14 protein-coding genes are annotated in these 15,253 nt (G+C 72.0%); 8 read left to right on the top strand and 6 right to left on the bottom strand.

Annotated elements, in window-relative coordinates; all coding sequences use genetic code 11:
- The first annotated feature begins 8 nt into the window (after positions 1-8).
- A complete protein-coding gene (locus tag DQE82_RS21225; RefSeq protein ID WP_030504826.1) occupies positions 9-767 on the top strand; it encodes a type III pantothenate kinase in 759 nt (252 codons plus the stop codon).
- A gap of 52 nt (positions 768-819) precedes the next feature.
- Here the strand turns inward: DQE82_RS21225 and DQE82_RS21220 are convergent, their stop codons facing one another.
- On the bottom strand, positions 820-1,572 hold the full coding sequence (locus tag DQE82_RS21220; protein ID WP_113973576.1) for a class I SAM-dependent methyltransferase: 753 nt from the start codon (positions 1,570-1,572) through the stop codon (positions 820-822).
- A gap of 93 nt (positions 1,573-1,665) precedes the next feature.
- Here DQE82_RS21220 and lysS point away from each other — a divergent pair, with 93 nt between their 5' ends.
- The 3 genes from lysS to DQE82_RS21205 all read left to right on the top strand — a co-directional run bounded on the left by lysS (position 1,666) and on the right by DQE82_RS21205 (position 6,681).
- Positions 1,666-3,174 carry a lysine--tRNA ligase gene (gene lysS, locus DQE82_RS21215; protein WP_043327915.1) on the top strand — a complete coding sequence of 503 codons (1,509 nt, stop codon included), beginning with the start codon at positions 1,666-1,668 and terminating at the stop codon, positions 3,172-3,174.
- Between the two features lie 122 nt (positions 3,175-3,296).
- Positions 3,297-3,647 (top strand): Lsr2 family protein, encoded by a 351-nt coding sequence (locus DQE82_RS21210; RefSeq protein ID WP_166457523.1) that lies wholly within the window; start codon positions 3,297-3,299, stop codon positions 3,645-3,647.
- Positions 3,648-4,143: 496 nt separating this feature from the next.
- The gene (locus tag DQE82_RS21205) at positions 4,144-6,681 is read left to right on the top strand and encodes an ATP-dependent Clp protease ATP-binding subunit (protein ID WP_064446770.1); all 2,538 of its coding nucleotides are present in this window, start codon (positions 4,144-4,146) and stop codon (positions 6,679-6,681) included.
- A 208-nt stretch (positions 6,682-6,889) separates the two neighbouring features.
- On the opposite strand, the gene DQE82_RS21200 is transcribed toward DQE82_RS21205, so the two are convergent.
- Entirely contained in the window at positions 6,890-7,789 is a 900-nt protein-coding gene (locus DQE82_RS21200) for an A/G-specific adenine glycosylase (RefSeq protein WP_064446859.1), read from the bottom strand.
- A gap of 96 nt (positions 7,790-7,885) precedes the next feature.
- Here DQE82_RS21200 and DQE82_RS21195 point away from each other — a divergent pair, with 96 nt between their 5' ends.
- The 3 genes from DQE82_RS21195 (at position 7,886) to DQE82_RS21185 (ending at position 9,828) form a co-directional block, all read left to right on the top strand.
- Positions 7,886-8,398 carry a glycine cleavage system protein R gene (locus DQE82_RS21195; RefSeq protein ID WP_013288949.1) on the top strand — a complete coding sequence of 171 codons (513 nt, stop codon included), beginning with the start codon at positions 7,886-7,888 and terminating at the stop codon, positions 8,396-8,398.
- On the top strand, positions 8,395-8,958 hold the full coding sequence (locus tag DQE82_RS21190) for a peptide deformylase (RefSeq protein ID WP_043327917.1): 564 nt from the start codon (positions 8,395-8,397) through the stop codon (positions 8,956-8,958). The genes DQE82_RS21195 and DQE82_RS21190 overlap by 4 nt, the downstream gene beginning before the upstream one ends.
- Positions 8,959-9,063: 105 nt before the next feature.
- Positions 9,064-9,828 (top strand): hypothetical protein, encoded by a 765-nt coding sequence (locus tag DQE82_RS21185; RefSeq protein WP_113973575.1) that lies wholly within the window; start codon positions 9,064-9,066, stop codon positions 9,826-9,828.
- An 8-nt stretch (positions 9,829-9,836) separates the two neighbouring features.
- Here the strand turns inward: DQE82_RS21185 and disA are convergent, their stop codons facing one another.
- The 4 genes from disA to DQE82_RS21165 all read right to left on the bottom strand — a co-directional run bounded on the left by disA (position 9,837) and on the right by DQE82_RS21165 (position 14,429).
- Positions 9,837-11,027, bottom strand: a complete 1,191-nt coding sequence (gene disA, locus DQE82_RS21180) for a DNA integrity scanning diadenylate cyclase DisA (protein ID WP_030502855.1) — start codon at positions 11,025-11,027, stop codon at positions 9,837-9,839.
- Positions 11,028-11,156: 129 nt separating this feature from the next.
- Complete coding sequence (radA, locus tag DQE82_RS21175; protein ID WP_064446858.1) at positions 11,157-12,602, bottom strand: DNA repair protein RadA; 1,446 nt, start codon at positions 12,600-12,602, stop codon at positions 11,157-11,159.
- A gap of 104 nt (positions 12,603-12,706) precedes the next feature.
- Positions 12,707-13,456, bottom strand: a complete 750-nt coding sequence (locus DQE82_RS21170) for a hypothetical protein (protein WP_043330867.1) — start codon at positions 13,454-13,456, stop codon at positions 12,707-12,709.
- A gap of 142 nt (positions 13,457-13,598) precedes the next feature.
- Entirely contained in the window at positions 13,599-14,429 is an 831-nt protein-coding gene (locus DQE82_RS21165; RefSeq protein WP_069089197.1) for a UbiA family prenyltransferase, read from the bottom strand.
- A gap of 45 nt (positions 14,430-14,474) precedes the next feature.
- On the opposite strand from DQE82_RS21165, the gene DQE82_RS21160 reads away from it, so the two are divergent.
- The gene (locus DQE82_RS21160) at positions 14,475-15,230 is read left to right on the top strand and encodes a methyltransferase domain-containing protein (RefSeq protein WP_113973574.1); all 756 of its coding nucleotides are present in this window, start codon (positions 14,475-14,477) and stop codon (positions 15,228-15,230) included.
- Positions 15,231-15,253 lie beyond the last annotated feature (23 nt).

Genomic DNA, 15,253 nt, shown 5'->3' with positions numbered 1-15,253 from the left:
CTGCCGCTGTGCTGCTCTGCATCGACATCGGAAACACGAACACCGTGCTGGCGACCTTCGACGGCGACAAGCTGGTGCACTCGTGGCGCATCAAGACCGACGCCCGCTCCACCGCGGACGAACTGGGGCTGATGTTCCGCGGGCTGCTCGCCGGTGACGCTGTGGAGATCACCGGGGTGGCCGCCTGCTCGACAGTGCCGGCCGCGCTGCGCTCGTTGCGCACCATGCTCGACAGGTACTACGCCGACCTGCCCAGCGTGATCGTCGAGCCCGGCGTCCGCACCGGCGTCCAGCTCGCCATCGACAACCCGAAGGAGGTGGGCGCGGACCGCGTGGTGAACACGCTTGCCGCGTACACGCTCTACGGCGGGCCGTCGATCGTGGTGGACTTCGGCACCACCACCAACTTCGACGTGATCAGCAGCCGGGGGGAGTTCCTCGGCGGGGCGTTCGCGCCGGGCATCGAGATCTCCTTCGACGCGCTGGCCGCCCGCGCCGCGCAGTTGCGCAAGGTGGAGGCGACCCGCCCGCGCTCGGTGATCGGCAAGAACACGGTCGAGTGTCTCCAGGCCGGGCTCTACTTCGGCTTCGCCGGTCAGGTGGACCGCATCGTCGAGCGGATGTCCGAGGAGCTGGGCGGGGTCAAGGCGGTCATCGCCACCGGCGGCCTGGCGTCGCTGGTGCTCGGCGAGTGCCACACCATCACCCACCACGAGCCGATGATCACGCTGATCGGCCTGCGGATGGTCTACGACCGCAACACCTGAGGTGCAAGGAAGGGCCCCCTGTTAACGCCTCCGGTAGAGGAGGGGCCCCTTTTTAACGCCGCCGGGCCCGGAGCACCATCGTGCGGTAGGGCAGCTCGACAGTCTCCCGGCCGGCCAGGTCGGGGTGGGTGGCGAACAGCTCCGCCAGCTCCGCGTCCACCCGTCGCCGCTCATCCGCGTCGGCGGTCAGCCAGAACGAGCGGGTGTGCAGCATGCTCACCACCTCGTCCGGCGTCAGCGTGGTCGCGTGGGCGAACTCGCCGATCTCGACAGCGGTGAAGGCGGCGCCGAAGTCCGCGTACCGCTGCGTCACGTCGCCCGCGTTGTCCCCGAGGTGCGCGATCCGGGTCAGCTCCGCCACCCACCCGACCCGCTCGTCCCGGATGTTCCAGACCGGCGCGAACGTGCCGCTCGGGCGCAGGACGCGCGCGGCCTCGGCGTGCGCCCGCTCCCTGTCGAACCAGTGGTAGGCCTGCCCGACCAGCACCGCGTCCGCCGACCCGTCCGGCAGCGGCACGGCCTCGGCGCTGCCCGCGAGCGCCGTCGTGCCCGGCGTGGCGGCGGCCAGTTGCGCCCGCATCCCCGGATCCGGCTCCACGGGTACGACCTGACCCACCGTCCCGTCCGCGGTGAGCGTCAGCAGTCCCCGGGTGAGGATGCCGGTGCCCGCGCCGAGGTCGACCACCCGGGCGTCGTGCAGCCCGTCCAGTGCCCAGCGCAACGCGGCCCGGGGATAACGGGGACGGAACCGGTCGTACTCGGCCGCGGCGGCGCCGAACGAGAGCGCCGCAGTGGGGTCGGTCATGACGGGCAGGTTATCCCGTAACGGCCGCCAGGCCGCTTGAGTACGCTCATGTGCTGACCCCGCCGATGTTCCCAAGGCCTGAGGAAGCGTGCCGTGACCGAGCAGAACGCCCTGCCAGCAGACCCCGCCGACGACCTTCCCGAGCAGATGAAGGTCCGCCGGGAGAAGCGGGACCGGATGCTCGCCGAGGGCACCGAGCCGTACCCGGTGGGCTTCCCGCGCACCACGACGCTCGCGCAGCTGCGCGAGCGCTACGCCGACCTGCCCACCGACACCGCCACCGGCGACCGCGCCTCGGTCACCGGCCGGGTGATCTTCATTCGCAACACCGGCAAGCTCTGCTTCGCGACCCTTCGCGACGGTGACGGCACCGAACTCCAGGCGATGCTCTCGCTGGACCGGGTCGGGCCGGAGCGGCTGGCGGACTGGAAGCGCCTGGTCGACCTCGGCGACCACGTCGGCGTGACCGGCGAGGTGATCACCAGCCGGCGCGGCGAGCTGTCCGTGCTGGCCGAGGAATGGGCGGTGACCGCCAAGGCGCTGCGCCCGCTGCCGGTGGCGCACAAGCCGCTGAGCGAGGAGTCCCGGGTCCGCCAGCGCTACGTGGACCTGGTGGTCCGCCCGCAGGCCCGGCAGATGGTCCGCACCCGGGCCACCGCCGTCCGCAGCCTGCGGGACACGCTGCACGGGCAGGACTTCATCGAGGTCGAGACCCCGATGCTGCAACTGCTGCACGGTGGCGCGGCGGCCCGCCCATTCGTGACCCACAGCAATGCGCTCGACACGGATCTGTATCTGCGAATCGCGCCGGAACTGTTTCTCAAGCGCGCGGTGGTCGGTGGCGTCGACCGCGTCTTCGAGATCAACCGTAACTTCCGTAATGAGGGCATCGACTCTTCGCACTCGCCGGAGTTCGCGATGCTGGAGGCGTACCAGGCGTACGGCGACTACGACACGATGGCCGAGCTGACCCGAAATCTCGTACAGCAGGCCGCGATCGCGGTCGCCGGATCGACCGTGGTGACCCACGCCGACGGGCGTGAGTTCGATCTGGGCGGCGAGTGGCGCTCGGTGACACTGTTCGGTGTCCTTTCCGAAGCGCTCGGTGAGGAGGTCACCGTCCGCACCGAAAGGGCACGGCTGGTCGAGTACGCGGACAAGGTCGGTCTCTCCGTAGACCCGAAGTGGGGACCGGGCAAGCTGGCCGAGGAGTTGTTCGAGGAACTCGTGGTGCCGTCGCTTCAGGCGCCCACGTTCGTCCGCGACTACCCGGAGGAGACCAGCCCGCTGACCCGGGCCCACCGCAGTGAGCCGGGCCTGGCCGAGAAGTGGGACCTGTACGTGCTGGGATTCGAGCTGGGTACCGCGTACTCGGAGCTGGTCGACCCGGTCGTGCAGCGGGATCGGCTGGTCGCCCAGGCGCAGCTCGCGGCGCGCGGCGACGACGAGGCGATGCGGCTGGACGAGGATTTTCTCCGAGCGATGGAGTATGGAATGCCGCCGTCCGGTGGCATGGGAATGGGAATCGACCGCCTGCTGATGGCGCTGACCGGGCTGGGAATTCGGGAAACGATCCTGTTCCCGTTGGTCCGGCCGGAGTAGGCGCTCCCGCAAAGCTTCTCCGGCTCGTTACCCCGTCCTATTGACGGAACAAGCGCCGGACGGGTTATTGTGCTCTTGCGAGTATTGCAGGAGCAGCACCCTGCTCGAAAGGAATGTGGGACGTGGCCAAGCAGATCATTCACAAGCTGGTCGATGACCTGGACGGCGGGGACGCTGACGAGACCGTCAAGTTCGCGCTCGACGGCGTGCAGTACGAGATCGACCTCTCCGCATCCAACGCGGAGAAATTGCGTGACGTATTCGCGCCGTACATCGCGAACGGAACGAAGGTCGGTCGCGGGGGTGTGGTCGTGGGTGGCCGGGCCGCTCGGGGCCGGGGCGGCGCGACCGCCGACCGCGAGCAGAACCGGGCCATCCGCGAGTGGGCCAAGAAGGCCGGCAAGGACATCTCCGACCGGGGCCGGATCCCGCAGGAGATCGTGGACGAGTACCACGCGAAGGCGGGGCACTGACCCCACCTTCGTCACGGGCGACGCGACGCCGGACCGGAGTGCGACTCCGGCCCGGCGTCGCCGTTTCCGCCCCGTTGTCACGGTCGCGGCCGGCGTCCCGCCGAGTGGCGGATGTCCGATCCGCCTGGCGGCGAGGCGGAGTGGGGTGGGAAGAAATCTCCACCCGGGGAAGTTGTCCACAGGCGGTGGAGATTCCGTCCACAGGTTGTGGACAACCGCGGCGGGTGTGTGACGCCGCCCAGGTCTGCTCGGCCGGCCCTCTGCCGCCGGTCGAATTTCGCTCTGCGCGTACAGGCAGGGGTCCCGGAACACCTCCTGAGCGTGGACGGTTGTCTGAAACGACGTTGGAACGAGCATTCGCGGGGCCACACGACCTCAGCGGAGACGGTCCGCGGCGATAGAGTAAGGAGGCACGGACGCCCGTCCCGGACGTCCGCGCACCGGCCCCGCCGAGATCTGACCATCAAGGCGCACGGCACGTGAGGAGCACGAGGGCATGTTCGAGCGGTTCACCGACCGAGCGCGACGGGTTGTCGTCCTGGCCCAGGAAGAGGCCCGGATGCTCAACCACAACTACATCGGTACGGAGCACATCCTGTTGGGCCTGATCCATGAGGGTGAGGGTGTCGCGGCGAAGGCTCTGGAGAGCCTCGGCATCTCCCTGGAGGGTGTGCGTCAGCAGGTCGAGGAGATCATCGGCCAGGGCCAGCAGGCGCCGAGCGGGCACATCCCGTTCACGCCGCGGGCGAAGAAGGTGCTGGAGCTGTCGCTGCGCGAGGCGCTGCAGCTGGGCCACAACTACATCGGCACCGAGCACATCCTGCTCGGCCTGATCCGCGAGGGTGAGGGCGTCGCCGCCCAGGTCCTGGTGAAGCTGGGCGCCGACCTGAACCGGGTCCGCCAGCAGGTCATCCAGCTGCTCTCCGGCTACCAGGGCAAGGAGCCGGCCGCCGCCGGTGCCGCGCCGGGTGAGGCCGCGCCGTCGACCAGCCTCGTGCTGGACCAGTTCGGCCGCAACCTGACCCAGGCCGCCCGCGAGGGCAAGCTCGACCCGGTCATCGGGCGCGAGAAGGAGATCGAGCGGGTCATGCAGGTGCTGTCCCGCCGCACCAAGAACAACCCGGTGCTGATCGGCGAGCCCGGCGTCGGCAAGACCGCCGTGGTGGAGGGCCTGTCCCAGAAGATCATCAAGGGCGAGGTGCCCGAGACGCTGAAGGACAAGCAGCTCTACACCCTCGACCTCGGCGCCCTGGTCGCCGGTTCCCGCTACCGCGGTGACTTCGAGGAGCGCCTGAAGAAGGTGCTCAAGGAGATCCGCACCCGCGGCGACATCATCCTGTTCATCGACGAGATCCACACGCTCGTCGGCGCGGGCGCGGCCGAGGGCGCGATCGACGCCGCCAGCATCCTCAAGCCGATGCTGGCCCGTGGTGAGCTGCAGACCATCGGCGCCACCACGCTCGACGAGTACCGCAAGCATTTGGAGAAGGACGCCGCTCTGGAGCGTCGTTTCCAGCCGATCCAGGTGGGTGAGCCGTCGCTGGCGCACACCATCGAGATTTTGAAGGGTCTGCGGGACCGGTACGAGGCGCACCACCGCGTGTCCATCACCGACGCCGCGCTGGTCGCCGCGGCGACGCTGGCCGACCGGTACATCTCGGATCGGTTCCTGCCGGACAAGGCGATCGACCTGATCGACGAGGCGGGCGCTCGGATGCGGATCCGCCGGATGACCGCGCCGCCGGACCTGCGCGACTTCGACGAGCGCATCGCCCAGGTGCGCCGCGACAAGGAGTCCGCGATCGACGCGCAGGACTTCGAGCGGGCCGCCCAGCTGCGTGACACCGAGAAGCAGCTGCTCGGGCAGAAGGCGCAGCGGGAGAAGGAGTGGAAGGCCGGTGACCTGGACGTCGTCAGCGAGGTCGACGACGAGCAGATCGCCGAGGTCCTCGGCAACTGGACCGGCATCCCGGTCTACAAGCTGACCGAGGAGGAAACCTCCCGGCTGCTGCGCATGGAAGACGAGCTGCACAAGCGCGTCATCGGCCAGGAAGACGCCGTCAAGGCCGTCTCGAAGGCGATCCGGCGTACCCGGGCCGGCCTGAAGGACCCGAAGCGCCCCTCCGGCTCGTTCATCTTCGCCGGCCCGTCCGGCGTCGGTAAGACCGAGCTGTCCAAGGCCCTGGCGGAGTTCCTGTTCGGGTCCGAGGACGCGCTGATCCAGCTGGACATGTCGGAGTTCCACGACCGGTACACCGTGTCCCGGCTCGTCGGTGCCCCGCCCGGCTACGTCGGCTACGACGAGGGTGGGCAGCTGACCGAGAAGGTGCGTCGCCGGCCGTTCTCGGTGGTCCTCTTCGACGAGATCGAGAAGGCCCACCCGGACGTGTTCAACACGCTCCTGCAAATCCTGGAAGACGGACGCCTCACCGACGGTCAGGGCCGGATCGTGGACTTCAAGAACACGGTCATCATCCTGACCACCAACCTCGGCACCCGCGACGTCGCCAAAGCGGTGTCGCTCGGCTTCCAGGCCTCTGAGGACTCCGAGTCGAACTACGACCGGATGAAGCAGAAGGTCAACGACGAGCTCAAGCAGCACTTCCGGCCCGAGTTCCTCAACCGCATCGACGACACCATCGTCTTCCACCAGCTGCGCGAGACCGAGATCCTCTCCATCGTCGACATCATGATCCAGCGCATCGAAACCCAGCTCCGCAACAAGGACATGGGCCTGGAACTGACCGACAACGCCAAGAAGTACCTCGCGAAGAAGGGCTTCGACCCCGTCCTCGGCGCGCGGCCACTACGCCGCACGATCCAACGCGACATCGAAGACAACCTGTCCGAACGGATCCTGTTCAACGAGCTGACCCCGGGTCAGATCGTGGTCGTGGACTGCGAGGGCGACCCGGAGAACATCGACAAGTCCAAGCTCGTCTTCCGGGGCGCGGACCGGCCGGACGCCGTGCCGGACGCGGTCCCGGCGGACCTCGGCGGCACCGCCGCCACCGGCGCGGACGACGCCGCGTAGGCAAGCACAGTTCGAGGGCGACGGCCCCGGTAGGCGAAAGCCACCGGGGCCGTCGCCTTTCCGTGCCCACCCACCACGCCCTCCTCGCCCCAGCCCTGCCGTGGTCGATCATGAGGTTGACCGCACTTGGCGCCCGATTTGTCGCCGCTAACTTCATGATCAACGGGGCGAGTCGAGGGCGGGGGGAGGCGGAGGCGGGGTGGGGCGGTCAGGGGAGGGGGACGGCGGGGCCGTCGCCGGCCAGGCGGAACGACTCCTCGCCCACCGGTTCCACCAGGCCGTCCGTGACCAGGCCGGCCAGCGCTCGCGCCCGCTGCACGTCGTCGTGCCAGACCTGGTCCAGCCGCTGATGCGGCACCGGCCCGGTGGACTCCCGCAGCACGGCGAGCAGCAGCCCGCGTACCTGCCGGTCGGTGCCGGCGTAGCGCTGCGGGCGGCGCGTCGGTCCCGTGGGGGCCGCCTGGCCGGACGCCCGCCAGGCGCAGCTCGACTCGACGGGGCAGATCGCGCAGCGCGGGGCGCGGGCGGTGCAGACGACCGCCCCGAGTTCCATGAACGCGGCGCTCGCCAGCGCGGCGGCGGCCGGCTCGATCGGCAGCAGTTCCTCGGTCGCGACCAGGTCGGCCGGGCGGGTCGTCGGACCGGCGTCGGGTTCACCGGCGATCGCCCGGCACACCACCCGCCGGACATTCGTGTCCACCACGGGGTGCCGCTGCCCGTACGCGAAAGCGGCGACCGCGCGAGCCGTGTACGTGCCGACGCCGGGCAGCGCCAGCAGATGATCGAGCCGGTCGGGTACCACGCCGCCGTGCCGCTCCACGACGGCCACCGCGCATTCGCGCAGGCGTACCGCCCGGCGGGGGTAGCCGAGCCGTCCCCACATCCGGATCGCCTCGGCCGGGGTGTCCTCGGCGAGCGCGCGCGGATCCGGCCAGCGGGCCAGCCACGCCTCCCAGGCGGGCACCACCCGGACCACCGGCGTCTGCTGGAGCATGACCTCGCTGACCAGGATCGCCCAGGCGCCGATGCCCGGCTTGCGCCAGGGCAGGTCGCGGGCGTTGCGCTCGTACCACCGGCTGACCTGGGTGGCGAATGTGGGCTCGGACATCGCGCCGCCGATCATGTCACGGCTGTCTTTCCCGCAGGTTGGGCGGGGCGGGTGGCCGGGCGCGATCGATCATGGGCGACGGGGCAGAATGTCCGAATGAACGAGCTCGCGATCACCGTCATCGGCCGGGACCGGCCGGGCATCGTGGCCGACGTCGCGGAGGTCCTCGCCCGGCTCGGCGCGAACCTCACCGACTCGACTATGACCCGGCTGCGTGGACACTTCGCGATGACCCTGATCTGCGTGGGCCCGGCCGCCGCCGACGTCGAGGCCGCGCTGGCCCCGCTCGCCGCCGACGGGCATCTGCTGGCCACCGTACGCGCGGTCACGCCGGACGGCGGCAGTGAGCCCACCGGGGAGCCGTACGTGCTGGCGGTGCACGGCGCCGACCGGATGGGCATCGTGGCGGCTATGACCCGGGTGCTCACCGACGCGGGCGGGAACGTGACCGACCTGAGCACGCGGTTGACCGGTTCGCTCTACGTGGTGGTCGCCGAGGTCGAGCTGCCGCCGGGCGTCTCCGACGAGGTGGCCGGCCGGCTCACCCGCGTCGCGGCGGAGCTGGGTGTCGGGGTCAGCCTCCGCCCGGCGGACACGGATCTGCTGTGACCGGGCCGGAGTACGCGGGCCTGGGCGGCTGGACCCCGGAGAAGCTCGGCGTCCCCGGCGAGGTACGTCCGGTGGTCACCGCCCCGGAGCCGGTGCTGAGCCAACCCGGCCCGGAGGTCGACCCGACGTCTGCCGAGGTGGTACGCCTCGCCGCTGACCTGGTGGCCACGATGCGGGTCTCGCCCGGCTGTGTGGGTCTGGCGGCGCCGCAGGTGGGGGTGAGCGCGCAGGTGTTCGCGGTGGACGTCACCGGGCACCCGAAGGCGGTCACCGTGCACGGCACGTTCGTGCTCTGCAACGCGCGGGTGGTGGAGGCGAGCCGGTGGAAGGCCGGCCGGGAGGGCTGCATGTCGGTGCCGGACCTGACCGGCGACGTGAAGCGGGCCAGCCGGCTGGTGGTCGAGGGCGTGCTGCCGGGCACCGGGGAGCCGGTCCGGCTGGTGACCGACGGTTTCGAGGCGCGCGCGCTCCAGCACGAGATCGACCACTGTGCCGGGTTGCTCTTCCTCGACCGGGTGGCCGGCGCGCACGCGATCTACCAGCGCAAGGTCTACCTCTGACGGTGGTGGCGGCTATCCGGTGTGGACGGAGGCGGCCGTACGGCGGCGGGTTCCCGGCGCGTCGGACCGGCGAGCCGTGCGCCGCGCGGCTACGGTAGGCGCATCATGCGTCTGACGGTCGGCCCCCTGCCCCCTGCCGTGTACTGGCGGCGTCGTGCCGTCGTGCTCGGAGCGGGCCTGCTCTTCCTGATTGTCCTGCTCTACTCGTGCACCGGCACGGACCGCAACACCGGCGCGCCGGGCACGGACCCGTCGCCGACCGGTTCCGCCGGGGCTGAGCCGGCCCCGTCCGGCTCGGTGCTGACCCCGCAGTCGGGCAGCCCGTCACCGACGGCCGGTGACGCGGACGGCGGCAGCACCGGCGGTAACACCGGCGGCGGTACGGGCGACGGCGGCGGCAACACCGGCGGCGGCGCGAACAACGGCGGCGGCACCGGTAACGGCGGCGCGAACGGGCAGCCGGTCTCGGACGACGGCAACTGCACCGACTCGGAGCTGCTGGTGACGCCGGTCGCGGTGCCGGCCACCGCCCAGCGGGGCACTGTGGTCACGCTGCGCCTCAAGGTCAAGAACGTGTCGAACCGGACGTGCAGCCGGGACGTGGGCGCCGATCTGCAGGAGCTGTACATCAAGGCGGGCGCGGAGAAGATCTGGTCCTCGGACACGTGCGGCACCGGCAAGGGCTCGGACCCGCAGTCGTTCACGCCGAACTTCGAGCGCTCCTACGAGCTGGGCTGGAACGGCCGGGTGGACAACCGGTGCGCCAACGGGCTCGCGAACGGTGAGTTCGCGGCGATCGGCGCGTACCAGGTGTTCGCCCGCGTCGGCACCAAGATCAGCGAGCCGGTGAAGCTGACCATCACCGGCTGAGCGGTCGGTCAGACGTACCGTTCGAGGATGGATGCCTCGGCGAGCCGGGACAGGCCCTCGCGGACCCCACGGGCGCGTGCGTCGCCCACGCCCTCGACGGCCTGGAGGTCTTCCACGGTCGCGCCGAGCAGCCGCTGGAGGCTGCCGAAGTGCACCACCAGCCGGTCGACCACGGCGACCGGCAGCCGGGGCACCTTGGCGAGCAGGCGGAACCCGCGCGGGCTGACCGCCGCGTCGAGCGCGTCGGAGGCGGACGGGTAACCGATCGCCTTGGCGACAGCCACGAGATCGATCAGCTCGGTGGCGCTGAGCAGGTCGAGTTCGACGAGCGCCTCGTCCAGGGTGCGTGACTTGCGGCCGACCGGCAGGTAGTCGCGGATGACCAGGGTGCGGTCGGCGTCCACGCCGGCCATCAGCTCGTCGAGCTGAAGGGCCAGCAGACGGCCGTCGGTGCCCAGCTCGACCACGTAACCGGCGATCTCGTCGGCGATGCGGCGGACCATCTCCAGCCGCTGCACCACAGCCACCGCGTCGCGGACGGTGACCAGATCCTCGATCTCCAGCGCGGAGAGCGTGCCGGAGACCTCGTCCAGCCGCAGCTTGTAGCGCTCCAGCGTGGCCAGCGCCTGGTTGGCGCGGGACAGGATGGCCGCCGAGTCGTCCAGCACGTGCCGCTGGCCGTTGACGTAGAGGCTGATGATCCGCATCGACTGGCTGACCGAGATGACCGGGTAGCCGGTCTGCCGGGCCACCCGCTCGGCGGTGCGGTGCCGGGTGCCGGACTCCTCGGTCGGGATCGACGGGTCGGGCATCAGGTGCACGCCGGCCTGCACGATCCGGGTGCCGTCGCTGGAGAGGACGACAGCGCCGTCCATCTTGCACAGCTCCCGGACCCGGGTGGCGGAGAACTCCACGTCCATCGGGAAGCCGCCGGTGCAGATCTGCTCGACCACCTTGTCGTAGCCGAGCACGATCAGCGCGCCGGTGCGGCCGCGCAGGATCCGCTCCAGGCCGTCCCGCAGGGCGGTGCCGGGAGCCATCAGGGCGAGGTTGGCGCGCAGCGGGTCGCCACCCGCCCCGCCGCCGACGCTTCCGTTGACGCTCACGCTGATGGCACGAGCGGGGTTGCCGCTCACGGCGCCGGTACGGGCGTGCGGCGTCGCCGTTGCGGGCTTGGTGGCATCGCGGTCGATCGGCACGGGCACAGTCTACGGACTGCCGTGCGGTGGGTGCTCTCGTGGTTACTGTGATGTGTCACGATGCCCGGCTCGGGCGGCTCTTCACGGGCTGCGCCGCGTGTCCGGGAACGCCCGGCGGATCCCACCGTGTCACTCCGCCGATGCGCGGGCGGCGGCCTGGAGGGCGGCCCGCACGTCAGTGACCTCGATCACGCGCATGTTCTCCGGCCCGGCGCCGCTGCTCTCCGGCCCGCACCCGGGCGGCACGAGGGCCAGCCGGAAGCCCAGCCGGGCCGCCTCGGACAGCCGGCGGGGCACCGCGCCGACCCGACGGACCTCGCCGGTGAGCCCGACCTCGCCGATGGCCACCAGATGCGGGTTGAGCGCCAGGTTGAGCCCGCCGGAGGCGACCGCGAGCGCCACCGCCAGGTCGGCCGCCGGCTCGACCACCCGGATGCCGCCGACAGTGGCGGCGAAGACCTCCCGGTCGTGCAGCGTGAGCCGCTCGGTCCGGCGCTGGAGCACCGCGAGAACCATGGCGAGCCGGGCGCTGTCGAGGCCGGAGACGGTACGCCGGGGCGAACCGGCGACGGTGGCCCCGATCAGCGCCTGCACCTCCGTCACCAGCGCCCGGCGCCCCTCCATCGCCACCGTCACGCAGGTGCCCGGCACCGGTTCGGAGTAGCGGGTCAGGAACAGGCCGGACGGGTCGGCCAGGCTGCTGATGCCGCCCTCGTGCATCTCGAAGCAGCCCACCTCGTCGGCCGCGCCGAAGCGGTTCTTCACGCCGCGCACCATGCGCAGCGAGGAGTGCTTGTCGCCCTCGAAGTGCAGCACCACGTCGACCAGGTGTTCCAGCACCCGGGGGCCGGCCACCTGGCCGTCCTTGGTGACGTGGCCGACCAGCACGGTGGCGATGCCGCGCTCCTTGGCGACCGCGACCAGGGCGGCGGTGACCGCGCGGACCTGGGTGACGCCGCCGGGCACGCCCTCGGTGCCGGTGGTGGAGATGGTCTGCACCGAGTCGAGCACCAGCAGGCCGGGCTTGACCGCGTCGAGGTGGCCGAGCACCGCCGACAGGTCGCTCTCGGCGGCCAGGTAGAGCTGGTCGTGCAGGGTGCCCATCCGCTCGGCGCGCAGCCGCACCTGGCTGACCGACTCCTCGCCGCTGACCACCAGCGACGGGCTGCCGGCGCCGGCAGCCCACTGCTGGGCCACGTCGAGCAGCAGCGTCGACTTGCCGACGCCGGGCTCCCCGGCGAGCAGCACCACGGCACCGGGAACGAGGCCGCCGCCGAGCACCCGGTCGAGCTCGCTGACGCCGGTGGCCCGGGCGCGGGCGGGCGCGGCGCTGATGGTGGCGATCGGCCGGGCCGGCTCGGCCGGCATCCGCGAGCTGACCACCCGGCCGGAGACCAGCGGGCCGGTGATCGTGGACTCGACCACCGAGCCCCACTCGCCGCACTCGGGGCACCGGCCCACCCACTTCGGGGGCTGGTGACCGCAGGCGTCGCACTCGTAGGCCGGACGGGGCTCACGGGCGGCGCGACCGCGGCCGGCGCCGGCACGGGAGGGGGTCGATCGGGGCGTGGTCACCACAGGACGCTAACCGGCCCGTACGACGAAAGCCCACCGGAAACGGCGACACCGCCGGCGTGGCGCTGGCCACGGCGGCGGTGCCGACGGAAGGAGGACGGGGGTCAGTGGCCGCCCTCGACGCCACCGTCCTCGGCTCCGTGCTCACGCGGGTTGACGATCTTGGACGGGGTGGGCTCCGCGGTCAGCGGGATGCCGATCGGCGCCGGGGTCGTGATGACCTTGCCGTCGCCGAAGTCGAAGGTCAGGTTGACCTGCTGGCCGACGAGCAGCTTCTGGTTCAGGCCGACGAGCTGGAGGAACCGCGGGTTGTCGGCGTTGAGCTGGGCGTAGCTGAGCGCCGGGATCTCGATCCGGGCCGGCTGACCGGCGGGCGCGGACCCGGTCTCGCTCGGCGACGGGCTGGCCGACGGCGACTCGGACGTCCCCAGCGACTGGCTCGGCGACGCGCTCGGGTCGCTCGCGGTCGGCGAGGCGGTGCCCGGCTCGGTGGGCGAACCGGTCGGGGTGGCGGCGCCGCTCTCGCCCGCGCCGGAACCGGTGAGCACGATCTCCCGGGCGCTGTCGGTGGTGACCGTCACGGTCACCGGCTTCTCGCTGTCGTTGTAGATCACCACGTTGACCGGCGCGTTCGACCCCGCCTCGTAGCCCTTCGGCCCCGGCGTCCGCACGTAGAGACCGCGCACCTTGTACAGGTTGTCGGAGGTCTGGACGTTGACGCCCTGTACCGACGGGATCTTGTTGGCGGTCTCGGAAATCTGCCCGGTGCCGCACCCGGACAGCAGCAGGCTCGCCGCCGCCGTGCCGGCCAGCAGCAGGGCCGGCCCCCGGGAACCCCTGATCGAGCGCGTCACGTCGGTCCTCCTCGTCACGATCCCCGCCCGGTCGACCACCGGGCACGGGGTGGCCATACCCGCGCAGACCGCGCTCCAGGGTAGTTGGAGCTGATCGAGGCCCGCACGCGGACCCGGCAATGCCACCCGGCGAGGGAGACCGTCAGACCACCCGGCCGCTCGTCACCAGCAGCAGCACATCGATGAGCGCCACCACCAGCACCGCCCGGAAGGCGCTGGCCGAGCGTCCGGCGGCGGCGCGTCCCGCGTACCAGCCGAGGGCCGGCACGGCGACGGCGGCGGCGACGGCCGACAGCCCGGCCCACGACGGCGGTCCCGGCGGGCCGAAGACCAACGCGACGGTGGCCGCCAGGAGCAGCCCGGCGGCGGCGAGCCGGCTGCCGGCGGGGCCCAGCCGGTGCGGCAGGCCGCGCACCCCGGTCCGGGCGTCGTCGGCCAGGTCGGGCAGCACGTTCGCGAAGTGCGCGCCGGCGCCCAGCAGCGCGGCGGCGGCCACCAGCCAGGCCGGCGGCGCGGGCGAGCCGGGCAGCGCCAGCACCACGAACGCGGGCAGCGCGCCGAACGAGACCGCGTAGGGCAGCACCGACACCGCCGTCGACTTCAGCGGCCGGTTGTAGAGCAGCGCGGAGACCAGGCCCAGCGTGGCGCAGGCCGCCGCGGCCGGGCCGCCGGCCAGCGCCAGCAGCGGGGTGGCGACGGCGGCGACCACGACGGCCCGGGCCAGCGCCGGCCGGCTGACCGCGCCGGTGGTCACCGGTTTGTCGGTACGCCCCACCGCGGCGTCCCGCTCGGCGTCGATCAGATCGTTGCTCCAGCCGACAGCGAGCTGGCTGGCCAGCACCGTCAGCGCCACCGCCGCGACGCCGGCCGCGGAGTGCCCGGCGCCGGCGGCGAGCAGCGCGGCGACCACGGTGACCGCCGCAGCGGGTTCCGGATGGCTCGCCTTGACCAGCCCTAACACCCGTGTCGACATAAGGGAAGTCTGGTCGTTACCGGGCAGTCGTGCCACGCTCGACGCATGCCTGACGTGCCCGGGGTGTCCACTCCGCACCGGGTGCTGCCGCCGAACGACCCCCGGCAGTACGACGATCTGGCCGACGAGTGGTGGCGGCCGGACGGCGCGTTCGCGATGCTGCACTGGCTGGCGCGGGCGCGCGCGGCGCTGGTGCCACCGGCGTCCACGCCGGACGATCTGCTCGTCGATCTGGGCTGCGGCGCCGGGCTGCTGGCCCCGCACCTGGCCGGCAAGGGCTACCGCCACGTCGGGGTGGACCTGACCCGCTCCGCGCTGGACCAGGCCGCCGACCACGGGGTGACAGCGGTCCAGGGCGACGCGACGGCGGTGCCGCTGACCGACGGCTGCGCGGCGGTGGTCTCCGCCGGAGAGGTGCTGGAGCACGTGCCGGACTGGCGGCGCGCGGTCGCCGAGGCGTGCCGGCTGCTGCGGCCCGGCGGCCTGCTGGTGCTGGACACGCTGAACGACACGCTGCTGGCCCGGCTGGTCGCGGTGGAGCTGGGCGAACGGCTGCCCACAGTGCCGCGCGGCATCCACGACCCCCGGTTGTTCGTCGACGCCCGCGCGCTCGTCGCCGAGTGCGCCCGGCACGGCGTGTCGCTCGAGGTACGCGGGGTCCGCCCGGAGTTGGGCGGCACGCTTGCCTGGTTGCTGCGCCGCATGCGCGGCGGCGACCGTCCGGCGAGGACCGAGCCGCGCATGGTGCCGACCCGGTCGGCGGCGGTGCTGTACCAGGGCTGGGGGCGCCGGGGCGGGTAGCCGGGGCCGCCCGGGGTAAAGGG

Source organism: Micromonospora sp. LHW51205 (assembly GCF_003315815.1).
In the GTDB taxonomy this organism is placed as follows: domain Bacteria; phylum Actinomycetota; class Actinomycetes; order Mycobacteriales; family Micromonosporaceae; genus Micromonospora; species Micromonospora chalcea.
The sequence above is the reverse complement of the archived record's forward strand: the minus strand, read 5'-3'. Positions and strand labels throughout refer to the sequence as shown.